16 protein-coding genes are annotated in these 24,646 nt (G+C 56.4%); 11 read left to right on the top strand and 5 right to left on the bottom strand.

The window, feature by feature from the left end:
• Window positions 1–54: 54 nt before the first annotated feature.
• Window positions 55–1,422, bottom strand: coding sequence for a TolC family protein (locus ACWJJK_RS04205; RefSeq protein WP_086134476.1), 1,368 nt, complete (start codon window positions 1,420–1,422; stop codon window positions 55–57).
• A gap of 317 nt (window positions 1,423–1,739) precedes the next feature.
• On the opposite strand from ACWJJK_RS04205, the gene moaB reads away from it, so the two are divergent.
• The 3 genes from moaB (at window position 1,740) to ACWJJK_RS04190 (ending at window position 3,463) form a co-directional block, all read left to right on the top strand.
• Entirely contained in the window at window positions 1,740–2,261 is a 522-nt protein-coding gene (gene moaB, locus ACWJJK_RS04200) for a molybdenum cofactor biosynthesis protein B (protein ID WP_086134475.1), read from the top strand.
• Window positions 2,262–2,351: 90 nt separating this feature from the next.
• Complete coding sequence (locus tag ACWJJK_RS04195) at window positions 2,352–3,032, top strand: NnrU family protein (protein WP_086134474.1); 681 nt, start codon at window positions 2,352–2,354, stop codon at window positions 3,030–3,032.
• A gap of 224 nt (window positions 3,033–3,256) precedes the next feature.
• Window positions 3,257–3,463 carry a DUF6494 family protein gene (locus ACWJJK_RS04190; RefSeq protein WP_077731220.1) on the top strand — a complete coding sequence of 69 codons (207 nt, stop codon included), beginning with the start codon at window positions 3,257–3,259 and terminating at the stop codon, window positions 3,461–3,463.
• Window positions 3,464–4,014: 551 nt separating this feature from the next.
• Here ACWJJK_RS04190 and moaA read toward each other — a convergent pair.
• Both moaA and ACWJJK_RS04180 read right to left on the bottom strand, forming a co-directional pair.
• Complete coding sequence (gene moaA / locus ACWJJK_RS04185; protein ID WP_077731221.1) at window positions 4,015–5,016, bottom strand: GTP 3',8-cyclase MoaA; 1,002 nt, start codon at window positions 5,014–5,016, stop codon at window positions 4,015–4,017.
• A 125-nt stretch (window positions 5,017–5,141) separates the two neighbouring features.
• Window positions 5,142–6,347 carry an EAL and HDOD domain-containing protein gene (locus tag ACWJJK_RS04180; RefSeq protein WP_077731222.1) on the bottom strand — a complete coding sequence of 402 codons (1,206 nt, stop codon included), beginning with the start codon at window positions 6,345–6,347 and terminating at the stop codon, window positions 5,142–5,144.
• 701 nt (window positions 6,348–7,048) lie between these two features.
• Between ACWJJK_RS04180 and ACWJJK_RS04175 the strand changes: the two genes are divergently transcribed.
• Window positions 7,049–9,901, top strand: a complete 2,853-nt coding sequence (locus ACWJJK_RS04175; protein WP_454128673.1) for a 2-oxoglutarate dehydrogenase E1 component — start codon at window positions 7,049–7,051, stop codon at window positions 9,899–9,901.
• Window positions 9,876–11,126: a 2-oxoglutarate dehydrogenase complex dihydrolipoyllysine-residue succinyltransferase gene (gene odhB / locus ACWJJK_RS04170; protein ID WP_077731224.1), complete on the top strand. Its 1,251-nt coding sequence runs from the start codon at window positions 9,876–9,878 to the stop codon at window positions 11,124–11,126. Before ACWJJK_RS04175 ends, odhB begins: the two co-directional genes overlap by 26 nt.
• On the opposite strand, the gene ACWJJK_RS04165 is transcribed toward odhB, so the two are convergent.
• Together ACWJJK_RS04165 and ACWJJK_RS04160 are read right to left on the bottom strand one after the other, a co-directional pair.
• Complete coding sequence (locus tag ACWJJK_RS04165; protein WP_434114062.1) at window positions 11,112–13,529, bottom strand: PAS domain S-box protein; 2,418 nt, start codon at window positions 13,527–13,529, stop codon at window positions 11,112–11,114. The genes odhB and ACWJJK_RS04165 overlap by 15 nt on opposite strands.
• A 799-nt stretch (window positions 13,530–14,328) precedes the next feature.
• The gene (locus ACWJJK_RS04160; RefSeq protein WP_166642602.1) at window positions 14,329–14,943 is read right to left on the bottom strand and encodes a response regulator transcription factor; all 615 of its coding nucleotides are present in this window, start codon (window positions 14,941–14,943) and stop codon (window positions 14,329–14,331) included.
• A gap of 798 nt (window positions 14,944–15,741) precedes the next feature.
• On the opposite strand from ACWJJK_RS04160, the gene ACWJJK_RS04155 reads away from it, so the two are divergent.
• The 6 genes from ACWJJK_RS04155 to ACWJJK_RS04130 all read left to right on the top strand — a co-directional run bounded on the left by ACWJJK_RS04155 (window position 15,742) and on the right by ACWJJK_RS04130 (window position 24,621).
• Window positions 15,742–17,814, top strand: a complete 2,073-nt coding sequence (locus ACWJJK_RS04155; RefSeq protein WP_454128672.1) for a VTT domain-containing protein — start codon at window positions 15,742–15,744, stop codon at window positions 17,812–17,814.
• A 10-nt stretch (window positions 17,815–17,824) separates the two neighbouring features.
• The gene (locus tag ACWJJK_RS04150) at window positions 17,825–18,529 is read left to right on the top strand and encodes an endonuclease/exonuclease/phosphatase family protein (RefSeq protein WP_077731229.1); all 705 of its coding nucleotides are present in this window, start codon (window positions 17,825–17,827) and stop codon (window positions 18,527–18,529) included.
• 173 nt (window positions 18,530–18,702) lie between these two features.
• Complete coding sequence (locus tag ACWJJK_RS04145; protein ID WP_077731230.1) at window positions 18,703–18,888, top strand: hypothetical protein; 186 nt, start codon at window positions 18,703–18,705, stop codon at window positions 18,886–18,888.
• Window positions 18,889–19,201: 313 nt separating this feature from the next.
• The gene (locus ACWJJK_RS04140) at window positions 19,202–21,040 is read left to right on the top strand and encodes an ABC transporter ATP-binding protein (RefSeq protein WP_077731231.1); all 1,839 of its coding nucleotides are present in this window, start codon (window positions 19,202–19,204) and stop codon (window positions 21,038–21,040) included.
• A 518-nt stretch (window positions 21,041–21,558) separates the two neighbouring features.
• Window positions 21,559–22,026, top strand: coding sequence for an FKBP-type peptidyl-prolyl cis-trans isomerase (locus tag ACWJJK_RS04135; RefSeq protein WP_077731232.1), 468 nt, complete (start codon window positions 21,559–21,561; stop codon window positions 22,024–22,026).
• 51 nt (window positions 22,027–22,077) lie between these two features.
• Window positions 22,078–24,621 carry an ATP-binding protein gene (locus tag ACWJJK_RS04130; protein WP_077731233.1) on the top strand — a complete coding sequence of 848 codons (2,544 nt, stop codon included), beginning with the start codon at window positions 22,078–22,080 and terminating at the stop codon, window positions 24,619–24,621.
• Window positions 24,622–24,646 lie beyond the last annotated feature (25 nt).

Here is a 24,646-nt window from a genome sequence, read left to right as displayed (position 1 = left end):
ACCTGCATGAAAGCCGGCCAGAGCGGGGGTTGAAGAACAGGTTGTCCGGAGACTTTACCGCCAGTGTCCCACCGCCTTCTTCAGCTGCGCTTGCGCCACCTCCGCTTCGTAACGGACGACGATGACGCGCAGGGCGGCATCGGCACGATCGGTTTCCGCTTCCAGATACCGCGTCACGGTAGCAGCGCCGCCTCGATATTGCTCATTGACCAGTCGCAGAGCCTCGTCGGCGGCGGCAGCGCCGGCTTCGGCCACTTTAAGGCGTTGCAGCGCTTCTTCCAGGGTCGTATAGGCGCGCCGGACTTCATCCCCGATCTCCAGCCGGGTGCGCTGCTCCAGGGCCTGAGCTTCGGTCAGCCGGCGTTCCGCCTGGGCGATACGGGCGCTGACCGCGCCGCCCGAGAATAGATCCACCTCGGCGTTGACGCCCAGGGTGACGTTGTCCCGGCTGAATGCGAAATCCGGCGAGCGGCTGTTCTGACCGTAAGCAGCGTAGGCATTGACCCGCGGCCAGCGCGCTCCCCGTTCGGCCTGAAGTTCCTCGCGCCGGATCTGCGACTGATGTATCGCGGCCTGCATCTCGGGACGCTGGGCCAAGGCTTGATCCAGCAGCCGCGCATAATCTTGAGCTGGATGGTCGGCAAGTCTGTCCGCGGGTTCGCGCAGCTCCAGGATTTCGCCCGTCGTGATGCCGAGGAGCGTCTTAAGCGCCGAACGGGACAATTCGATGGCGTTTTGGGCCTTCAACTCGGACTCGCGGGCCTCCGCCGCGCGGACTTCCAAGGATAAAACGTCCGCCTTGAGCGCCATGCCTTCCGCCACCCGATGTTTGGTATGCTCCAGTTCGCGCTCGACGGCCTCGATCGAATGGCGCGCCACATCCACTTGCTGCGGCGCGGACAGCAGCGCGTAATACGCCGCCGTCACTGCCGCAGCCAGACGGTTGCGAATTGCCGAACGTTCCAATTCGGCCGCTTCGACGCCCAATTCGGCGGCTTTCTTCCGATAACTGTCCTGCCCGCCTCGATACAACGACCAGGTGCCGACGATCTCGGGGCGAAAGTTTTCCACCCAGCCCGGATGATTGATATCCACGCCGAAGTTGAAACGGCGCTGTGCCACGATATAGGAAAAGGCTTGGGAAGGATCGTCGGAATAGGCGTAACCGACCCGCGCCATAAGCTTGGGATAGAAGTTCGCGGCGGCTTCGGCAACCTTGGCCTCGGCCTCGCCGATCCGGGCGGCGGCCGCGAGAAGATCGGGATTTTGCTCGAAGGCCAAATCGATGGCTTCCTCCAGCTTGAGCGGATGGCGAGCGCTTGTTTCCGCCAGCGCGTCTGCGGCAGACCCGGCTCCGATCAGTATCAGACAGAGCGTCGAACCCGCGGCCAAAAGTCTCGACTGGAAAAGCTTCAAACTCATATCCTGCCTTTGCTCCTCATCGTCTTGCGCCTTGATGCTTGAAAACCGCCAAGTGCTTCGAAACTCGAATGCCTACCCCGGATCTGTCAGCGCACTCCGTAATGCGAATACCGCTCGATCATGGACAAGCTAAAATATAAGCGTTTGCTAATATTTAATCAAGTCCGCATCCTGCTCGAAAGGATTGCACCCCCTCGGGATGTTCGATAGCTTTTTAATGTTCGCCCCTCAGCCCGCAGTCTCGCGCGGGCGAATGAAGAGGCCGCCGACCGTTTCACGAACGGAATTTACAACACGTACCACAGGAAAGCATCTCAATGTCCCAGGAAAGAGATTTCGTTCCCCTCAACATCGCGATATTGACGGTATCCGACACGCGCACGGAAGACACCGATGTTTCCGGGAAAACCCTGGTCGACCGGCTAAGCGCCGCCGGACATCGCCTGGCGGATAAACGCATCGTAGCCGACGACATCTACCGAATCCGCGCCGTGGTATCGGAATGGATCGCCTCCGAGACGATACAGGTCGTCATCACCACCGGCGGCACCGGCGTGACCGGACGGGACGGCACACCGGAAGCGGTTTCAGTCCTGTTCGACAAGACTCTGGACGGATTCGGCGAGGTCTTTCGCGCCATCTCGTATCAAGATATCAAGACGTCCACGATTCAGTCCCGCGCCGTTGCCGGGGTAGCCAACGGGACCTATATCTTCTGTCTGCCAGGCTCTTCGGGCGCATGTCGAACCGCTTGGGACCAGCTCATTCGAGATCAGCTCGATTACCGTACCCGTCCGTGCAATCTGGTGGAATTGATGCCCCGCTTGCTGGAGAAATGAGCCGAACAGAAGGCACGCCGCTCGCGGCGAAGCTCGCGACTTGAAATAAACACCCACGAACCGTAGCCAACTCGAACCCGGAGCATCCATATGATCCAGCTTACACTTGCCGCCTTGTTTTTCGTCGGCATTCATTTCTTGATCGCCGGCACCCAATGGCGGGATCGGCTGGCCGAGAAATACGGCGAGCGCGTCTACCGCTTCGGTTTTTCCGTGCTTTCGCTGGTGGGTCTAGTTTGGCTGATTTACGCCTACCGCCATGCGCCTTACATCGAAACCTGGGGGCAGCTCGCGTGGTTCAAACCTATCGCGGCGCTTTTGATGCTGGTCGCTTTTTTCCTGGCTGTCGCCGGCGTAACGACACCCAATCCGACTGCGGTAAACGGTGAGTCTCTACTCTCTGAAGCAGAGCCGGCACGAGGCATTCTGCGGATCACCCGTCATCCCTTTCTTTGGGGAATCGGCCTGTGGGCCGTCGTGCACCTGATCGCCAACGGCGATGCCGCAGCACTCGTACTGTTCGGGTCCTTGCTGATCCTAACGATAGGTGGAACCCGCTCGATAGATGCCAAGCGTCAAAGGCACTTCGGAGAGCAATGGGCGAAATTCACGGCCGTTACATCCAATATACCTTTCAACGCCATCCGAGAAGGGCGCAATCAGCTCAAATTGACCGAGATCGGTTGGTGGCGCATCACGCTGGCCGTAGTGCTTTATCTCGCAATACTGCATTTCCACAGCAAACTATTCGGAGTTTCGCCGCTCTTCTGAGTTTATTAATCTGGCCCGTAAATACCCTCCTGGTATTTCGGGCCGGCGCCCAGGCCGCTACACGCTTAGGCCTTGGCTCACGAGGCTGGTCGCCGCGCCGGGGCGCATCCCTGCCCCGGATTAACCCGGTCTATATTGATAGGCCGGGTTAATAACAGCACCGGGATCAAGTCCCGAAATTTTGCATCGAAACTTGAGATTCTTGAAATTTAGGAGTCACGGCAATGAACGACGATACTTTCAACATGGACATCCGCAAGTTCCTGAAAAAGGTCGGTGTGACTTCGCAGCGGGAGATCGAGCTGGCCGTGCACGACGCGCTGCAAGCCGGCAAGCTCGTCGGAAACGAGAAATTCGCCGTCAAGATGACCTTGGAAGTTCCGGCCCTGAACATCCATCACGTCATAGACGGCGAGATCGCTCTGGAGTAGTCCCTTCAAACACGTTCGTCGGCAAAGGATTGCCGACCTACGAATGGGTACGGGCGGTGTCCCCGTCCACGCCGCTATAAAGCGATGAAAAACGCTCTAGCGCGCCGCCCCTCGACGGCGGGCTCAGCCGCAATGCCGTTAAGTTAAGACGAATGACGTCATTCCGGCAGGGATTGCTCACCCCATCCCTGGGGTTCGTCCTACGGACCGTGCTCCGCACGTCCAAATTTGCTCCTGGCAAATTTGTGCCGGACAAATCGGCAGGGCGAGGCGCAATGCGGCGAGCGGGCAGGCCAGGGAAGGACTGCCCAGGACTCGCGAGCGAAGCGGGACGGCGTAGCGTGGCGAGGCCGATTTGCACGCGAAGCGCCCGTAGGGTGCCGCACAGGGACTGTGCGGCATGAATCCAGTGCACAAGGAAGTGATCGGCCTCTGCCGTCCATGGCTTTTGGACCCCGGCATTCCAATCGCAAACGGTGTCTTCGGGAGCACCGAAGCCACCCTTCCCTGCCGGGGTGACGTCATTCGTCTTAACTTAACGGCATTGGGGCTCAGCCGCCGGTAGCGTTCATGTGGCGGAAGATCACGGGCTGTGCCTTGATGTCGAAATAATGCCGTTCGGGCTTGATCGCCATCGAATCGACGATCGCATGTTTCAGCTTGTGCATATCGCCGGGATTGGCTCGCAAGACCCGTTTCAGATCTATCGAGTGTTCGTTGCCCAGACAGAGCAGCAACCGGCCTTCGGCCGTCACTCTCACGCGGTTGCAGGTTCCGCAGAAATTGTGGCTGTGCGGGGATATGAACCCCACACGTGTGTGGGTGCCGGACACGCGGTAATAACGGGAAGGTCCGCCTGTGGTTTCCGGCGTGGGCAGCAGGACAAAACGCCGGTCGAGATCCCGCTTGATGTCGTCGCTGGAATAATACTCCTCGGCACGGTCGTGCCCATCGACCGCGCCCAGCGGCATCTCTTCGATGAAGCTGATGTCGATGTTCTTGGCGATCGCATAGTCGACCAGATCGCTCACCTCGTCATGGTTGCGATTCTTGAGCACGACGGCATTGATTTTGAGTCGTTCGAAACCGGCATCCAGCGCGGCGTCGATCCCGCGGAGCACCTGATCCAAGTCCCCTATCCGGGTCATCTTCCGGAACCGGTCGCCATCCAGCGAATCGAGACTGACATTGATGCGCTTTACTCCGGCGGACTTCAGCAGCAATGCGGTTTTTTCCAGCTGCGATCCGTTGGTCGTCAAAACCAGCTCTCTCAAGCCCCGCAGCTTGCCGATTTCTTGCAATAGATCGACCGCGCCCTTGCGCACCAGGGGCTCTCCGCCCGTGATGCGTATCTTTTCGACGCCGAGTTCCACGAACGCCGTGGCGACGGCCAGGATTTCCTCGAGCGTCAAGATCTGAGCGCGGGGCAAAAAAGCCATGTCCTCGCTCATGCAATAAATGCAGCGAAAGTCGCAGCGGTCGGTGATGGAAATGCGAACGTAACTGATACGCCGCCCGAAGCGGTCTATCAATTGCGCGGGTAAAGCCGCCATAGTCTAGTCATTCCGATCGGGTAGGTTCGAAAGCTTAAATCACGATTTTCCCACGAAGGCGGCCCAATAGCCAAGCAAATCACTCAGGATTTCATCTCCATCTTCTTCCGTTCATAAAGTCCCGGTTAAGAAACCTCCAGCGCCTTTCGAACGTCCGTCGCCCAGCGGATCGATTCCACGTAAGCGCTCGCCGGTACGCCCTGTTCAAACTTGCAACCCTGAATTTCACCGGGCTCGGCGCGCTCGAATGCAATCGCGGCGCGGAGCACATCGCCGATCGGGCCGCTACCATGCAGCAGCGCCTCATCGATGCGGTCATCGAGGTTCAAGTGTCGCAGAATGTCCTCCTTGGGAACGTCCATAACGGCGTCCAGCAGGGAAAATAACCCGGTTATGTAATAAAGCTCGGTATTTGGCCGTTTCATTCGTTCGGCCAGCAGCTCGCAGGTTCGCGCCCGTACCAGTGCCGTGGTCAGCAACTCGCGCGGGCGGTAATCGACGGAATTGACCAGAATGACCGACGCCCAGTTTTTGATCCGCTGTACGCCGAAGAAAATCACGGCCCGGCGGATCGAGTCGATCCGCTTCGTCACACCGAAAAATGCGGCATTGACTAATCGGAGCAGCTTATAACTCAGGGTCATATCGCGCGTGATGATCGCCTCGGCCTCGGCGACGTCGACCTTTGGACTTTGGAGCCGCGCAAGCAGTTCGAGCACGGCCAGGCGGTTTCCCGGTATATCGCAACTGCGCAAATGTCGGGGCCGCTCGAAAAACATGCCTTCGTAATAATCGAAACCCAGCTTGCGGAAACGATCGTATTCGTCCGGCGTTTCTATGTCTCTCACCAGAAGATGCAGATTTTGGTCGTGGCGGGCCGTCCAACTGATCTTAAAACCGTTCAGCTTTCTGGCATCCAGGGAGCAGATCGATACGAAGTCGGCCTCGCGCCTAAGTTCGACCAAATCGCAGGACGGATTATGAAGCGCGATGGTAAAACCCTCGTCGGCCAGGCGGGATACGGTTTCCTCCGCCGCACTATCATTCAAGACGTCTCCCGATACCGCCAGAACCACCTGGGACTTCGGCCAGGCCAATCCTTCGCATACGGTTAAAGAAGTGGACGGCACCCGGAGCATCGCTCGGCTATCGCCGACCAAATCTCTCAAATCCAGCGCCTGGCCGGCCTGCCGCACCGCTTCGGTCCACCGATCTTCGCTGTCTTTGGTCCCTACGCTCAGAGCTTCACCGCTGCAAAAGCTAAGCTCGTAGCCGTATACATCGAGAGTGTGCGTGTATATGGGCACACGACCGATCAACCCATCGAACATACTGTCTCCCCCACCGTATTTCGTCCAAAATGAAACCAAGCAAGAGGCTAGCACAAGAAACTTTCATGCGCTCGACGTGTTGTCGCCGCGTGGAATGACGACCAAAATCGGCCGACTACCGGTCGTTTAGCCTGCTCCGGAATAATTTATTAATCAGGCCCGTAAATACCCTCCTGGTATTTCGGGCCGCCGCCCAAGCCGGTACACGCCCGGCCTGGGCTCACGCGGCTTGTCGCCGCGCCGGGGCATCCCTGCCCCGGATTAACCCGACCTATATTTATAGGCCGGGTTAATATCGATCAGACCCGTAAATACCCTCCTGGTCTTTCGGGCCGCCGCCCAGGCCGGTTACACGCTTAGGCCTAGCTCACGCGGCTGATCGCCGCCCCGGATTAACCCGGCCTAATTTAGAAGCCGGGTTAATAACGTAGACTTAGACTGTGACGGACGTGGACGGAAACAACGGACTGCCGCAATGGCGAGAAACGACGGCACCGGTGCCGTGTCGGTCCCTCCGGCAGCTTGGTAGCAGGAAATTTTCCGGGCTTTATCGGAGATAAAACTCGGCTCAAAATTGTCTTTAAGTATACGCATACGTATACGCGTCCCACAGTCTGGCCAAACGGACTGACCACCACACGGTAGGCGCAAGACCTTCGTTTAAAATCTCAAAGAACGGGACGGACACACGAGACAACCTAATGAATAAGCTCTTACAACTCTTTAAAGACGCATCGGCTTTCAGCGAAGACAACGTCGGTTTTCTCGAAGATCTCTACGAGAGATTCTTGCGGGATCCCGAGTCCGTCGATGAAAGCTGGCGGGAGAAATTCCGGTCGATCCAGCACGAATTGACAAGAGAGGAGCCCGCAGCCGAAAGAAAGCGCCGCGTCATCAAAGCGGCAATCGGGGAATCCGAAGCGGAAGAAATGCTGCGCAAGCAATCCGCTGTAGACCGGCTGATTTATCAATACCGAACCCGCGGCCATCAGTCCGCCGACAACAACCCGTTAAAGCTATCCCCCCCGGCAGCGCTGAAGGATTTGGACCCTGCCCATTACGAGCTGAGCGAAGATGAGCTGGACCGTCCGTTTTACATCGACATCCTGCGAAGCCCGGAACGGCTGCCATTGCGCGAGATTCTCTCGATGCTGCGGCAGACCTATTGCGGACACGTCGGTGCGGAATACACGCATATCGTCGACAGCGACATCAAGCGATGGATCCAAAAGCGGCTGGAAAGCACGCGCGCCCGCGGAAACTTCAGTGCCGAGGAAAAGAAATGGATGCTGAAGCTCCTTACCGCCGCCGAGGGTATAGAAAAATACCTGCATCGGAAGTACGTGGGCCAAAAGCGGTTCTCGCTCGAAGGGGCGGAAAGCCTGATTCCGCTGCTGGACGATCTGATCCAGCGGGCAGGCGAAAAAGGAACCAAGGAAATCGTGATGGGCATGGCCCACCGAGGGCGGCTGAATGTGCTCATCAACATCCTTGGGAAAAAGCCCAGCTCGCTATTTCAGGAGTTCGAAGGCATATATCCGAACGCACCGCCATATGCCAGCGCAGGCGACGTGAAATATCACATGGGCTTCTCATCGGACATCGAAACGGGCGGCGGCATGGTGCATCTTGCCCTGGCCTTCAATCCTTCGCATCTCGAAATCATCGATCCGGTCGTGGAAGGTTCCGTGCGCGCACGCCAGGACCGGCGCGAGGACGAAGACGGCGAGACCGCCGTACTCCCGGTCCTGATTCACGGCGACGCCGCTTTTGCGGGGCAAGGCGTCGTCATGGAGACGCTCAACATGGCCGAAACCCGTGCTTATACGACGGGTGGAACCATACATGTCGTCATTAATAACCAGATCGGCTTCACCACCAGCAACCCGTTCGATGCCCGATCCACGCTGTATTGCACCGATGTTGCGAACATGATTCAGGCGCCGGTTTTTCACGTAAACGGCGACGATCCCGAAGCGGTGCTCTATGTCACCCGGCTCGCTCTCGATTATCGGATGAAATTCAAGCGAGACGTGGTGATCGATCTTATCTGCTATCGCCGCCACGGGCATAACGAGGCGGATGAACCGGCCGTGACTCAACCTTCGATGTACCGGTTTGTCCGCAACCATCCGCCGGTTCGGAAGCTTTACGCCGACCGATTGATCGCCGAAGGAGTGGTAACCCCCGACGTCGTCCAGCGCATGGAGGAGGATTACCAAAATGGTCTGAAGAAAGACGAAACATTCCTCCGGCCGATCGTTCACGACGCCATGAGCTACTACAAAACCCGCTGGGATCACTACCTCGGCACCGAGTGGACGCTGCCCTGCGATACAGGTTTGCCACAGAAAACGATTCAAGACCTGTCGCAGCGACTGATCGGCATTCCGCCGGGATTTGCCCTTCATCCGCGTGCGGCGGCGATCATGGAAAGCCGGCGCAAAATGGCGGCCGGGGAAATACCTCTCGACTGGGGATATGCTGAAACTCTGGCCTATGCCTCGCTGCTGACCGAGGGTTACGCCGTACGTTTGACCGGTCAAGACGTGGGACGCGGAACGTTTTTTCATCGTCACGCAACTCTGTATGACCAAGATTCCGGCGATACCTATATTCCGCTTCAGAACCTCAGCGACAACCAGGCGCGTTTTTACATTTACGACTCGCTGCTGTCCGAAGAAGGCGTGCTCGGGTTCGAATACGGCTACAGCAGCTCCGAGCCTGACACCCTGGTCATTTGGGAAGCCCAATTCGGAGACTTCGCCAACAATGCCCAGGTTGTGATCGATCAATTCATCACCTCGGGAGAGACCAAATGGGGACGGCTCAGCGGACTGACCATGCTTCTGCCGCACGGCTACGAAGGCCAGGGCCCCGAACATTCATCGGCCCGGATCGAGCGCTATCTGCAACTATGCGCCGAACAGAACATTCAGGTGTGCGTGCCGACGACACCGGCCCAGATCTTTCATCTTTTGCGCCGGCAGATGCTGCGACCTTACCGGAAGCCGCTGATCATCATGACGCCCAAAAGCCTGCTGCGGCACAAATTGGCCACGTCGCGGCTGGAAGAATTGTCGGACGGATGCTTCCGCAACATCATCGGCGAAATCGACGCCCATGACCCGGCCAAGATCACCCGCGTCATCCTCTGCACCGGCAAGGTGTTCTACGATCTTCTGGAGACTCGGCGCAAGGAAAACCTTCACCACGTCGCCATTATCCGCATAGAGCAGCTCTATCCCTTTCCTTACGATCTCTTCATGCAGGAACTGGCGGCTTACCCCCAAATGAAAGAATTGATCTGGTGTCAGGAAGAACCGGAAAATCAGGGCGCGTGGCACCAGATCAAGCACCGCTTCCTGAGCCTGCTGGAAAAGGACATCGTCCTCAGCTATGCTGGACGGCCGATGTCTGCTGCGCCCGCCGTAGGCCAATTCCACCGGCATTTGGAGCAGCAGAAGAAAGTTGTCGAAGACGCATTGTTTGGAACCGTGCCCCGTCAAGAGCCTTTAGGAATAGTTCATGCGCATCGAAGTCACCGTGCCTAATCTGCCCGAGTCCATCACCGACGCGACCTTGCTCGACTGGCGTAAACAGCCGGGCGATACGGTGCAGAAAAGCGAGACTCTCGTCGACCTGGAAACCGACAAGGTGATCCTCGAAGTTCCCGTGCCGGACAACGGCGTGCTGCAGGAAATCCGACACGCCAAGGGTGACGTGGTCGGGAGCGGTGAGCTTCTGGCGGTCATTGAAACAGAGGCCCGTCCCGCGGTCGCCGAAACTGCCGCGCCCCCGGAAATACCGGCAAAGCCGGAACCGGCGGCTGTGCCCGAGGCGGTACCCAGACCCGTGAGGTTCGCCCAACCCATGGGACCTTCGGTACGCAGGCTGATCATGGAGCATAACCTCGATCCGGCGCAGATAAAAGGCACGGGACGCGAGGGCCGTTTGACCAAGCAGGACGTCCTGGATTATCTGGAATCGCAAAAACGCAAGACCGTCGAAGCGGTTGCGCCGGCTCGGAGGCCGGAGCCGGCACCGAAGGAGAGACCCGAGGTCAGAGCGACGGAAGGCCGGGGCGAACGACGTGTGCCGATGACCCGGCTTCGAGCCCGCATCGCAGAGCGCATGATCGAGGCGCAACACACGACCGCAACATTGACCACATTCAACGAAGTCAATCTGCAGAAGATCTTCGACCTGCGGAATCAGCACCGCGCACGTTTCGAGCAGGAATATAAGATCAAGCTGGGCTTCATGTCCTTTTTCGTCAAGGCGGCGGTGGAAGGCCTCAGACGCTTTCCGATCATCAACGCTTCGATCGACGGAAACGACATCGTCTACCACGATTATTACGACATCGGCATCGCAGTATCCACCGATCGCGGGCTAGTGGTGCCGATCCTGCGTGACGCCGACCGTCTCAATTTCGCCGAAATCGAAAAGGCGATCATCGATTTTTCACAAAAAGCGCGGGACGGCAAACTCAGCTTCGAAGAGTTGAGCGGCGGCACGTTCACCATCACCAACGGCGGCATTTTCGGATCGATGCTCTCGACCCCGATCCTCAATCCGCCGCAGAGCGCCATTCTCGGCATGCACGTCATCAAGGACCGGCCAGTGGTCGAGGACGGACAGATCGTGATTCGACCGATGATCTACCTGGCCCTTTCCTACGATCATCGCATCATCGACGGCCGCGAAGCCGTGACTTTTCTGTTCACGTTAAAGGAACTGCTGGAAGATCCGGTCAGATTGCTACTGAAGATCTGAAGCTAAGGCTTTAATAGGCTGCGCCTCGTCCTCGGCCTCGGTCCGATCTGGTTTTCGCCCGGACGATTGGTCGAACAAAGGCAATCGAATCGAAAATTCGGCGCCCTGATCTTTGCCGGCGCTAGCCACCGAAATTTTACCGCCATGCATCTCCACCAGGCTTTTTACGAGAGCCAAGCCGACACCGAGTCCGCTATGGCCACTATGCAGCGGCCGTTCGAACTGAACGAAGGGTTCGAAGATATGTTCGAGCGCGTCCGGCTCAATCCCGATGCCGTTGTCTCTCACCTTAATCGAGATTTCCCGTCCCGTCTGCTTCATCGCCAACTCTATCCGGCCTTTTACAGGCGTAAATTTTGCGGCGTTCATCAATAGATTGGCGATGATCTGCGAGAGCCGTGCCGGGTCGCCCCAAAGATAAATCGGCTGGCCGGCTGCACTATGCACCAACTCCTGCTGGTTCTTTTCGATCACCGGCCGACAGACTTCGATAGCATGGGCGATCACCGAAGCCATATCGGTGACTTCAAAACTCAGCTGTAACTTGCCCCTCGCGACCCGCGATATATCCAAAAGATCGTTGATCAGCCGAGTCAAATATTTAACCTGGCGCTCGATGCTATCGGTAGCCGATTCGAGCAATTCCGGCCGTTCCGAGCCACGCCGTTTCAATAATTGCGCCGAAGTCAAAATCGGCGCGAGCGGATTCCGGAGTTCGTGAGCCAAGAGGGCAATGAACTCGTCCTTTCTTCGATCGGCCTCGCGCAGTGCTTCTTCAACCTCCTTGACGTGACGCAAGCTCTCTTCCGCGCGTTTCCGGTCGGTAACATTGGAAAGAACGCCAACCAGTCTCCGGCCGCTCTCCCGGTTGCCCAAAACATGCTGTCCCCGCGCTTCGACCCAGTTCAATTGTCCATCCGGCGAGACAATGTGGAATTCCTGGCTATAGCTCTCGGCGGGCTGATCGCCGCTCTCGGGAACCGAGGGCAAGTTCCGTTCCGCGATATCCCGTACCCAGGCCAGAAATTGGTTCTCGAAACCGATAGCTGAATGCATATCCGTCGGGTCCAGCCACGTTATTCCGCCGCTCGACGAATCACGCTCCCACACCGCCATGCGGCCGGCTTCGAGGGCCAGCAGCAGGCGTGCTTGACCGTCCCTCCATGCTTTCTCACCGCATTTCATTTGATGGATATCCATAGCGATACCCACCCACTGGCGGACCTCGCCGCGTTCGTCGCAAAGCGGCAAAGCGCGGATGAGATGCCAGCGATACTCTCCGATCCGATGACAGCGGAATCTGAGTTCTGTCTCGTAAGGGCGCTTTTTTCTTAGCGCCTCCGGCTGCTCGGTGAATACTCGCTCGCGATCTTCGGGGTGCAATACCGACGTCCATCCCTGCCCACGACTCTGTTCCAAGGTCAAACCACTGTACTCGAGCCAATGATGACTTGCGTAGACCAAAGTGCCATCCGGCGCAGCCGTCCAGATCACGAGAGGAGACACCTCCGCGAGAAGCCGGTATCTTTCTTCGCTTTCCCTTAGCGTGTCCTCGAAGCGCTTTTGCCCGGTGATATCTTTAACGGCAACATTTACGCCGGACACAAAGCCATCGTTTTCTTTTATCGGAAAAAAACTCGCCAGCAGAACCCGCTGTGTTTGAGAACTGTTCGGCGTTGTCCCTGAAATCTCTTTTTCCAGAATCGGCTCGCCCGATACGATCACCCGCCGCAGTAAGGGAATGATTGCTCGACCGACCTCCGGTACCACCTCCTGTATGTCCCGCCCGATATGTGCTTCCACGGGAACTCCATGAATTTCGGCAAGCCGACGATTAATTCGGACAAAGCGCAGATCCCGGTCGAGAAAGCAGAGACCTACCGGCGCCGTGGCATAAATACCCTCGATTTCTGCAAGTTGCGATTTGACGGCACGCTGGCTGCGCACCACCGACTCCTCCAATTTCCGGCGACGCACGATTTCTTGCTCCAGCATTTGTTGGCGGCGCGCAGACTCGTGGGCTTGGAATCTGGAAAGCCGGTGCCAGTGACCGATCCCGCTCAGCAACAGCCCCTCGGCTACGAAAAATACGAGCCGAACCTGTTCATCCATATAGGGAAAAAGTCGCTGGATGCCGAAAGCGGATTCTCCGAAAAGAAAATGATCCGCTGCCAGCCCGAGAATCAGCGCCAATATCCCGGCGCCGAATCCGCCTAGGAAGGCACCCACGGCAACCGGAATTAGCAGCAATAGGCTGATCGGAGCCGGTCGGTTCATCGCATGGGTCGCGGCGATCAACCCTAGGATAACCATCAGAGAGGCGAGCACGGCAATATAGGGCTTAAGAACGGCGAATGGATTGCTGGGCTTCAACGTCTCGCTGGATTTATTGAAGCTGGACACGCCTGACCTCCATTCCGATAACCCCGGGCAACACTTGCCAAGTCCTAAGCACATTTATCCATCCCAACCCGAATACGATGACGGAATGGACGATAAAAGCTCCTACGTATTTGTATCAGCTACAGATTGAATAACGGCCATCGCGGCACTGCGGTCAGGCTGCGACGATCGGTAGCTTACATTTCGAAGATAAGAACGATTCGTTCAGTCACGCCGAGTTTATTGGAACATTTCGGCTCATATGAAAGACCTGAACGCTCTGTGGCCGTAGAGTACGATGTCTAACGCCGATTCGAATGTACGTACTCTTACGTATGTCTGGATTACGCTCTCTGCCTTATCTGCTACCAAAAGGACCCGTGACGCAGAACCAAGAGGAATTTACGGCCTATGCCAGTAATTCCAAATCGCTTTCAATAAGGCATTAATTTTTGTAGGGTGGGTTAGGCCGCGAGGCCGTAACCCATCGAGCGACCTCGAATCGGTGGGTTACGCTCCGCTAACCCACCCTACGTAATGTTCACTCGAATGCCGAATGGAATAAGCCGTTCGCTCGAAGCTTGTCAAAGGGTTTCTGTGGCCTACTGGAATAGGCTCCTGATGGTGACGTTCGGTTAACCGACGCCGGAACTGATTCTGGAGCGCAACGCTTCTAGGTTTCGCAAATAGGCGACAAGCTTTGGTTCCCAAGCGCTGACACAAGCCAACGCTGTCGTGCCAAACGACAGTCATCAACCCGCTACAAACCGTACCAACTCAGCCCAAGTATGGCTCGCCCGGTCAAATCTCGTCGTGACGATTAACGGATTCCCATCTGAATCGCGAGTGCCACGAGATCGGCGAGTGACTGAACGCCCAGCTTCTCCATAATGCGGGCACGGTGGATTTCAGCGGTACGATGACTGATGCCCAATGCCTTGCCGACCTGTTTGGCCGAATAGCCACGTGCTAGGTACACCAAAATTTCCTTTTCACGCGGTGTCAGATTAGCGTATAGAGCATCAAGCTCGTGCTGACGCGACTTTTCTTCGTAACGCTGATAACTGAGAGCGAGTGCGTTTCTTATCGCCGGTATCAGGACGTCGGCATCGACGGGCTTTTCAAGAAAATCTACGGCTCCACCCTTGAAGGCTGCTGTCGATTTGGGCACGTCGCCAAATCCCGTCAGAAAAATGATAGGAAGGTTAAACCCCCTCTCAGTAAGGATCTGTTGCAAATCCAACCCGGAAATTTGCGGGAGATTGATATCCAGAATGAGACATCCTTGTTGCTCGGGCTTCACCGAAGCCAGGAAATCAGGCCCGGACAGGTAGGTTTCAACAACAAACCCCTCAGCCCTCAGTAGCGCTGCCAAGGCATCGCACACGTCGGGGTCATCGTCGACGATGAAAACTGTTAGTCCATTAACAGCCATATCTAACGCCTTTCCAATTAGTATGGTTTCGAGGGTATGCGGTCGGTATTTTCCATGAAGGTCATGCATTTGTATATACGAATATGCAGCCAAACCGGCCCGAAATATGATCGGTGAATACGTTATCCTATCTCCCCAAATACAGCTTTGTAAACCTAGGCTTACGTCTATATCGGTTTCGAGCGGCCATATTCGTAAGAATGACAAGCTGCATCACGATGAGACAGCGGATCGTTTTTCCGAAGCGAAGGACATTCATCTTAGCGATCAACCCATCCCGCACCTCGCAAACGGCTACAGCAACGCCGAATTGAACCCGCCCCCTCTCGTTTAGACAAGCGAATCCGCATTGTTTGGAGAGCTAGCCGCTAACCCGCATTTCTCACACTCCTCCAATCGCAAACGGTCGCTTTAGTCGCGACCCTTCCAATCGCAAACGGTTGCTTTAGTCGCACCCCTTCCTTCGTCGGCACATCCTACAGCCTGATGTGCCGGCTACGCCTTCGCCGTCGCTCGGTCCATGCAGCGCCCACAGCATCGTCTCGACGCCCTCGCGACGAAAGGGTGTGAGAAATGCAGGCTAGAGCTTGTCAAACACTCTAAAAAGAGATCCGACCGCTGTTTCCGCGATCTCGATCATACAAGCCGGCAGACTTGCTCCGGCAATTTTCAATGCCTTTAGATCACCACCAAGGGACAAGAATGAGGAATTTCGATGCCCAACGAGAAGGCGAGAACCGCATACTGCAACCTGGACGCAACTGTTGGCGCACTGCCCGCGCCCGTCGAGCTTCATTTTTGATCGACAGCTCGGCGTATTTTCCGGCCTTGCGAGCGGCAGCGACTCGTGCTCAGCGATCTATTTTCATCATCGGCTGGGATATCGATAGCCGAACCAAGTTAGCCCAAGATGGCGTCAGCGATGGATTTCCGATCCAGCTCGGCGACTTTCTGAAAGCGCTTATCGAAGACCGCCGCGGATTGGATGTCTATATTTTGAATTGGGACTTCGCAATGCTTTATGCACCCGGCCGCGAAGTCCTGCCGATTTACACGCTTGGCTGGCAAAGACATCGGCACCTTCACTTTTATCTGGATGGCCGGCATCCGGTCGGTGCCTCGCACCACCAGAAAATCGTCGTGATCGATGACGCCGTGGCCTTTGTCGGTGGCATGGATCTCGCCCAGGAACGGTGGGATACGCCGGACCATGAACCCAACGCCCCCTACCGTCGAAGATCCAACGGCCAAGCCTACGCCCCGGTCCACGATGTGCAGATGATGGTGGACGGAGAAGCAGCTGCGGCGCTCGGCATGTTAGCCCGTGAGCGCTGGCGCAATGCGACAGGCAACCAACTCCGTGCCGACAGCGATGCCGGAACCGATCCCTGGCCCCCGTCGATCGTCCCGGACATCAGCGATGTCGATGTCGCAATCGTCCGAACGGTCCCACGGTTCAACGGCGGTGTCGAAATTCTCGAACTCCGGGAGCTGTACGTCGATGCAATCCGGTCAGCGAAGAACACGATTTATATCGAGAACCAGTATCTGACGGCTTCTTCGGTCGGCGCTCTACTCGAATTGAGACTTCGTGAGCCGAATCCGCCGGAGATCGTCGTCGTATCGCGACTGACCGGCGGCGGTTGGCTCGAGCAAACGACAATGGAAGTCTTGCGGGCTCGATTGCTTCGCCGCCTTCGCGCAGCCGACCGACATGGCAAGTTCCGGATCTATTATCCCGACTGCGATGGGCTGAACGATCAGTGCATCAACGTACATTCCAAACTGATGGTAGTGGACGACCGCCTTGCGCTCGTCGGCTCGGCGAATCTTAACAATCGCTCGATGGGGCTGGACACGGAATGCAATCTTGCCATCGAAGCGACCGAGCCAAATACGGCAAAAGCGATTACAGGTTTAAGAAATCGCTTGCTGGCCGAGCATTTGGGCGTCGGAACGGATCGAATGGAACTGGCTATCAGACAGGCGGGCTCGCTGATTGTCGCCATAGAAAGCTTACGGGGAAACCCGCACACGCTTCGGCACCTTGAAGGCGAAGTATCGCCCGAGGCCGATGCCCTTCTACCCCAGGCCAGCGTAGTCGATCCGGAAGCGCCCATCGATCCCGATCGATTGATCGACGAACTCATCCCCGTGGAACACCGGCCTTCCGCCCGCAAACGGATTACCGCCACCCTCAGCCTGCTCGCAGCTATCGGGGCGCTTGCGGCCGCGTGGCGCTGGGGGCCACTGCACGAATGGCTCGACAAGGAGACGCTGATCAATGTCGGACGCACACTGCAACGGACTCCGGCAACGCCGGTATGGGTCATCGGCGCCTATATACTTGCCGCTATAACAGCGATACCGATCACATTGGTGATCTTCACGACGGCAGTTGTGTTCGGTCCTATCACGGGTTTTGTTTATGCGATTCTCGGGTCGCTGGTAGGTGCCTCTCTCACCTTTGCGCTCGGCCACGTTTTCGGTCGAGATATCGTGCGGCGCCTGGGCGGCGCCCGACTCAATACGCTCAGCCGCTGGCTGCGTCATCGTGGCTTGCTGGCCATGCTTACGGTCCGGTTGATACCCGTCGCGCCGTTCACCGTGGTCAATTTAGTTGCGGGAGCCTCCCATATCCGTTTCCGCGACTTTCTATTGGGAACGATCTTTGGGATGGTCCCCGGCGCCATGGCCATCACGGTTTTTTCGGATCGCTTGGCTGCTGCGGTCCATCACCCGAGTCCGATCAATATCGCCTTGCTCGTCGCCGCCGCCGCCATTATCGGGGCTGCCGCATTCGCTACGCACCGATGGCTGCGTCGGCGCGAAGCGGAAAACACGGCATGCGCCGGCGACTCGGTCGGGTAACGGGTCCGGCATGTCGTTAGTCGTTGCAACTTACAATGTTCACGACTGCATCGGACGAGACGGACGTTACGATCCGGAGAGAGTCCTGACCATCATTCGGGAACTCGATGCCGACCTCATCGCGCTCCAGGAACTGCAATGGGAGCCTGAAGTCGCTCTCGACCTGCTTCAGCATTTCGCCTCCCGTCTGCACTACCGGGCCGTTCCGGGCCCGACGCTGCTCCGCCGCAACGGGCACTACGGCAACGCCATCCTTACCCGGCTGCCGGTTCGTAACATTAGGCGTGTCGATCTCAGCATACCGCACCGGGAACCCCGTGCAGCGATCGATTTGTCGGTCGACAGTCCGTGCGGGCCTCTTCGCGCGATCGGGACTCATTTGGGATTGTTTCCCGGCGAACGGCGGAAACAAATGACCCGGCTTCTGAGCATACTGGCCGATGCCCCGCCGCCCGCGCTTCTCTTCGGCGATCTGAACGAGTGGTTTCTATGGGGAAGGCCTTTTCGCTGGCTGCGCAACCATTTCGGACACATACCCGATATCGCCACTTACCCGTCCATATTTCCTCTGTTCCCTCTCGACCGAATTTGGGTCAAACCCCGCGAGCTTCTTGCGGACATTGCGGCATACTCAACGCCTCTGGCGCGCGAAACCTCCGATCATCTGCCCTTGCGGGCAGTACTGAAACCGGCGGATTCGAGCTCGAATCCGTAAGGTTTTTTTACGTTCACTGTCTCAGGAATGACTCACAGTTACTTATCTATAACTCGATATTCATAAGGAATTCTGATTTACCTGCGACTTGAATTTTTTTATAAATTGACTACCGAGGCTTTGCCGAGGTGCAGGACTTAATTCGCAAACTCACTCAAAATAAGGAAAGTACCATGAGAATCAAAGGAGACTATTTGAGGAAGAGTCTGCCAGCGCTTTTAGACAAATGGGCAGACGATGTTGATAGGCTGGATATCCGGATTCAACCCGATGACGAAATGGATGCAGACAACGAAGACCGCTATGAACGCCCCCATTCGATCGGCTTCGAGTCTGGCTTCCACGCGCAAGCCCGTTAGCGAATGCTTACGGATTGACGCGACCCCACTCGTCCGAGCATTTCGGCTATCCCTATAATCCCGAGGACCAGAGGCTCCGCCTCGCTTCGTTGCCCGATCCATTCGGGCAACGAAGCTAACCACAGACGCGGGCGTAGTCCGCCCGCCGCTCATGTCGTCAACAACGCCTGTCTTGCGACTTTCGCGACAGAGTTGTCCTCTTGCCCCAAAAGCAGTAATCGACGAGATTTTCCGGGCTCGTGCGGATAGATAGCGCCTGAGTCGCCCTGAAACTGACCGCCGCCACCGTTTCCCCAAACACACTGCCTTCATCATGAACGATTCGACAAGGTTCGCTTTTAAACGCGCAACTGACGCCCCCGCTCTGCCGAATACCAGCGTTCGCTTCATTATTCACTGTATGGCAGGGTTTCGTGGATGGTTTCTGCTGATGCTGATTCTGGAAACGGGACAGGCCATGAGTAACATCCTCGTACCCTACGCCATCGGGCAAATCATCGATGGCGTGACGGAGGCAAGCGGTGATTCGATTCCCTTGACGGAGCGCTTGAAAACGCCCTTGATGCTTTTCGCCGCATTGAATATCGCCGAAATCCTGTTCAGCCGGGCCAGCGGCGCCTGTCTGATCATGGTGGGACCGCGCTTGCGCAAAAGGACAACGCAAATACTGTACGCCTACCTGCAGCACCATTCCGTCCGGTATTTCAGCGGGCATTTTGCCGGCGCACTCGCGCACCGGATCACCGAAACCGCCATGAGCGTCAATCATACCGCTTGGGCGATTCTCTTCGATTTCTGGCCGGTCGGAGTCGTATTCGCCGTGTCCGTCGCGTTGCTGCTGAGAACTCACGATAATCTCGGATGGTTCGTAGCGGCCTGGGTGCTGGTCTACGTAGGCGTATCGTTCTGGCTGGCCAAACGCTGCCGTCCTTACGCTCAGGCTTATGCCGAAACCCGCAGCCAAGTGAACGGCAAAATCGTCGACTCCGTGACTAATATCCTGAATGTCAAATTGTTCGCCCGACTGCGTCACGAGCGGGATTATCTCGACCGTTATCTCGAAACGGAGGTCAAAGCCGGGCGCCGGACTTTCTGGTACATGGAGCGGGTGCGCTGGTTTCAGTTCATATCCGCGGCTGCCTTGAAGGTAGGCACGATATACTTCGCCTTGAGGCTCTGGGACCAAGGTCTGATCGGGGTCGGCGACTTCGCGATGAGCGCCGGACTGGCGCTTCTGATCATCGGTGATGCCCGCAATCTCAGCCGCCGCTTTCTGGAGTTCTTCGAATATGTGGGCAATGTCGGCAACGGCGTCACCACCATCGTCAGACCCCATGACATCGTCGATACGCCAAAGGCACAACCATTGCGAATAACGCGCGGACGGATCGAATTCCGCGATGTCCGGTTCGGCTATGTGCCGGGACAGTGGGTATTCGACGGGTTGAGCGTCGTCATCGAGCCCGGTCAGCGGGTCGGCCTGGTCGGATTCTCGGGCTCCGGAAAATCCAGCTTCGTCGGGCTGATCCTCCGCTACTACGAACCTCAAGGCGGTCAGATCCTGATCGACGGCACCGACATCGCTCACGTAACCCAGGACTCGCTTCACGAGCAAGTCAGTCTGATTCCCCAAGATCCCAGCCTATTCCATCGTTCGCTGCGGGAAAATATACGTTACGGACGGCCGGACGCCGAAGATGCCGAAATCGCCGCCGCAGCGCGAATGGCGCGCGCCGACGAGTTCATCGACGGCATGAAAGACGGCTACGACTCCCTGGTGGGCGAACGCGGCGTCAAGTTGTCCGGCGGCCAGCGGCAACGTATCGCAATTGCCCGGGTCATGGTCAAAGACGCGCCGATTTTGATACTCGACGAGGCTACGTCCAGTCTCGATTCGATAACGGAAAAGGCGATTCAGGACAATCTCGATCGGCTAATGGGCCAAAAAACGGTCATCGTCGTCGCCCACCGCTTATCCACGATCGCGCATCTCGACCGTATCCTGGTCTTCGACCGAGGCCGCATCGTCGAGGACGGGAATCACCGGGAATTGCTTGCAGCAAAAGGCTTTTACCACAAATTGTGGACCATGCAGGCAGGGGGTTTTCTTCCCGATACGAGCACAGATCTCTCGCGTTATGCAGCGCAGTAGCGAGACTGTTTACTTGACGCCACTCTTGCAGAAGCAGGCCCAGCCGAGTAAAAACGTGGTTCGCTCGATGATTCGAGCTGCTATTCGGACTCGGCTTTTTTTCTTGTCCGACAATATGCCGCGCATTGGAGCCCGTGCGACAGTGCGCCTCGAAGAACCTACTTGCGGCCCGATTGCTGTGTTGCGCGTGCTCGGACAGTCCTGCGGCACAGGGACGTACGCCGCACAGGACTGCGGAATCCTCATGTACTCCATGTACACTCCGGTTCCTGTGTCGCGGCCCCCATCCGTGGGAGCCGCCCTTAACGGGGCCTGCCATTGGCAGTCCAAATTGGCAATGTCCTTCCGTGGACTTTGCCCTTCGGACGAACGCGGTTCGTCTCATTCCGCTCCCTGCGGAATGGTCGCTTTCGGCGGATTTGTCCGGACGTCTTGGACTCGGGCCGCAAGTAGTTTTTTCGAGGCGCCCAACACGGCATCCGGTTCGCACATCAAACCTAAAATGGAGTGTAAACACTATGAAGAAACTCGGATCTTTTGCCCGAGCAGTTGCTCTTGTCATATTCGGGCTGTCCGGCTGCACCCCTTCGCCGTCTGCCGATGCAGAAAAACACAAGCGGGAAAGCTTGAAATTTTTGGTCGACAACGAGAAAAAGCCCGGCATCTTGAGTACCGCGAGCGGGTTGCAGTACCAGATCCTTAGCGAGGGCAACGGCCTTTCACCGAAGGCCACCGACACCGTAACCGTTAACTATCGCGGCAGCCTGATCTCGGGCCAGGAATTCGACAGCGGCGAAAACGTGAGTTTTCCTTTGAACGGGGTTATTCGCGGCTGGACCGAAGGTTTGCAACTCATGAAGGAAGGCGCCAAATACCGCTTTTTCATCCCCCCTGAACTGGCCTACGGCGAACGTGGCGCAGGCCGCGTGATTCCGCCAAACGCGGCTCTGATCTTCGATGTGGAACTGGTAAAGGTTAATCCTTAATCGGATCTGACTGCGCAACCGGATGCGGTTTTCACTTCAAGTGCGCCTACCATGTTCGAAAATCTCTTCGATTCTCAGACGATCAAAGATTTCATACCTCACGGGACATGCCTTCTTTGGCGCTCCGATTTGCTGCTTCTTCATGTCCTATCGGATTCGCTGATTACGGCGGCTTATTATTCCATCCCCGCGGCACTGATTTTCTTCGTCCTCAAGCGGCGGGACCTTGAGTTCCGCTCGATCTTTGTCCTGTTCGGCATCTTCATCATGGCGTGCGGGACAACGCATCTAATGGAAATCTGGACGATTTGGCATCCCAATTACGTGCTGGAAGGATTCGTCAAACTGTTTACCGGCCTAGTCTCGATCGCGACCTCGGTCCTGCTTTGGCCGCTGATTCCCCACGCCCTCAAACTCCCGAGTCCTGCCAAGCTCGAAGAGACAAACCGCCAGTTGCAGCATGAGATCGAAGAGCGCAAAGGGAAGGAGCAGGAAATCAGACAACTAAACGCCAATCTCGAAAAAATGGTGGAGCAACGCACCGCGCAACTGGTCGAAGCAAACGCCCAACTCGAGGACGAAATCTTGGAGCGCCTCCGCATCGAGGAATCGTTACGCGAATCGGAAAGCCGCTATCGCACGTTGTTCGAGCAAATGCCCGATGCGCTGGTGCTGATGGATATCGAAAGCGGCAAATTGATCGACTTCAATCCGAAGGCTCACCAAAATCTCGAATATAGGCGTGACGAATTCCGGAAACTGCGAATAAGCGATATCGATCGGCAGCAATCGGAAGAGGACATCAGGCGACATATCGAGAAAACTCGTGATACCGGGGAAGATGTATTCGAAACCGAGCATATTACAAAAAGCGGCATCGTACGGAATATCCGCGTCACCACCAAGGTCATTCAGCTCAATCAAAAAAAATTGATCCAAGCGGTATTCACAGATATCACCGACTACAAACAGCTTGAACTTGCTCTGCGCACCCAACAGCAGAAATTGGAGCAATCCCAGAATCGGCTCGAATATATCGTCAATACCAGCCCATCCGTAATTTACATACTCTCCCGAACGGGCAATCCGGAATGCCCCTTCAAGGTCGATTTCATGGGCGAAACCATAACCCTGGTGACCGGCTATGAACCGCACCAATGGTATTGCGACGAGACCTTCTGGATCGATCATGTTCATCCGGACGACCGTGCTGCCGCTCTGGAAAATCAAAGCCTCCTGATTAGTCAAGGCGAACTCACGCATCAATACCGGTTTCGACACAAGGACGGCTCGTACCGGTGGATTCACGACAAGCTTAGATCGCTTCGAGATTCCGAGGGAAACATGATCGAAGCGATCGGCGCCTGGGTCGATATTACGGAACGCAAGCAAGGCGAACTGGCCCTAAAGGAAGCAAAAGAGGCCGCCGAAGCCGCGAATCGCGCCAAAACCGAGTTTCTCGCCAACATCAGCCACGAGTTGAGAACTCCTTTGAACGGAATACTCGGGTTTACCCAGGTGCTTCAAAAACAGACCGATCTCACCTCAAAACACAAGGAATATCTGGGTTATATCGGCCGCTCCGGACATCATTTGCTGACATTGATCAACGATCTGCTCGATTTATCCAAAATCGAGGCGGGGCGACTGGAGGTGGAAAATTCCATTTTCCATTTCGTAGAGTTTCTCGACGGCATTGCCGAGATGTTCGAATTCCGAGCAATAAATAAGGGCGTTGGTTTTATCTATGAAAAGGCCGCGACTCTACCCGAATACGTTATCGGTGATGAAAAGCGCTTACGGCAGATACTCATCAATCTCCTCGGCAACGCCATAAAGTTCACCCATCAGGGGTATGCCGCTCTGAAAGTCTTCAGTCATGGAGAAACCGTCTATTTCCGGATTGAAGATACCGGCCAGGGTATCGCCGAAGAGGATATGGGACGAATTTTCCTGGCCTTCGAGCAAGTGGCCGATCACGACTCTACGGAAGGAACAGGCTTAGGGCTAGCTATCAGCAAGCGGTTGGTGGATGCCATGGGCGGACAAATCGACGTGCAAAGCACTCGCGGCCAAGGCAGTGTTTTTACGGTTTCGCTGGCGTTGCCGGCAGCATCGAATCCGTCGAAACCGAAAGCCGATGAGAATCAGGTCATTGGTTACACCGGAAAAGCGCGACGGATCATGATCGTCGACGATAATCCGGATAATCTGACGATGCTGTCGGCGCTTCTGGAATCACTGGATTTTGTCATAGAAACGGCCTCGAACGGCAGAGAATGCTTGGACAAGTTCGCGCTTTTCGAACCTGACCTGATCATGATCGATCTCTTGATGCCCGATATGGATGGGGCAGAAACGGTCAAACATTTACGGCAGACGGAATCCGGGCAAAACGTCAAAGTCATCGCAGTCACCGCGCATGCGTTCGATGACATCAGAGACATGTGCCTGGCATCGGGCTTCGATGACTTCATCACCAAGCCGGTAGATCTCGGGGATTTGCTGAACAGCCTGCAAAAATCCTTGGGCCTGACCTGGCGCTACGCCGACACCGGTTCACATGCAAAGCCGGCACGCGCCAAGGCCTCGTAACCCTGCCCGGATCTTATGTCAAGAA

It is taken from the genome of Methylocaldum gracile (genome assembly GCF_053646815.1).
The sequence above is the reverse complement of the archived record's forward strand: the minus strand, read 5'-3'. Positions and strand labels throughout refer to the sequence as shown.

Coding starts and splice junctions, on each gene's coding strand:
- ACWJJK_RS04140 (WP_077731231.1), top strand. CDS start 19,202: ATGAACGATTCGACAAGGTTCGCTTTTAAACGCGCAACTGACGCCCCC.
- ACWJJK_RS04145 (WP_077731230.1), top strand. CDS start 18,703: ATGAGAATCAAAGGAGACTATTTGAGGAAGAGTCTGCCAGCGCTTTTA.
- ACWJJK_RS04160 (WP_166642602.1), bottom strand. CDS start 14,943: ATGGCTGTTAATGGACTAACAGTTTTCATCGTCGACGATGACCCCGAC.
- ACWJJK_RS04205 (WP_086134476.1), bottom strand. CDS start 1,422: ATGAGTTTGAAGCTTTTCCAGTCGAGACTTTTGGCCGCGGGTTCGACG.
- ACWJJK_RS04195 (WP_086134474.1), top strand. CDS start 2,352: ATGATCCAGCTTACACTTGCCGCCTTGTTTTTCGTCGGCATTCATTTC.
- ACWJJK_RS04175 (WP_454128673.1), top strand. CDS start 7,049: ATGAATAAGCTCTTACAACTCTTTAAAGACGCATCGGCTTTCAGCGAA.
- ACWJJK_RS04190 (WP_077731220.1), top strand. CDS start 3,257: ATGAACGACGATACTTTCAACATGGACATCCGCAAGTTCCTGAAAAAG.
- odhB (WP_077731224.1), top strand. CDS start 9,876: ATGCGCATCGAAGTCACCGTGCCTAATCTGCCCGAGTCCATCACCGAC.
- ACWJJK_RS04180 (WP_077731222.1), bottom strand. CDS start 6,347: ATGTTCGATGGGTTGATCGGTCGTGTGCCCATATACACGCACACTCTC.
- moaA (WP_077731221.1), bottom strand. CDS start 5,016: ATGGCGGCTTTACCCGCGCAATTGATAGACCGCTTCGGGCGGCGTATC.
- ACWJJK_RS04130 (WP_077731233.1), top strand. CDS start 22,078: ATGTTCGAAAATCTCTTCGATTCTCAGACGATCAAAGATTTCATACCT.
- ACWJJK_RS04135 (WP_077731232.1), top strand. CDS start 21,559: ATGAAGAAACTCGGATCTTTTGCCCGAGCAGTTGCTCTTGTCATATTC.
- moaB (WP_086134475.1), top strand. CDS start 1,740: ATGTCCCAGGAAAGAGATTTCGTTCCCCTCAACATCGCGATATTGACG.
- ACWJJK_RS04150 (WP_077731229.1), top strand. CDS start 17,825: ATGTCGTTAGTCGTTGCAACTTACAATGTTCACGACTGCATCGGACGA.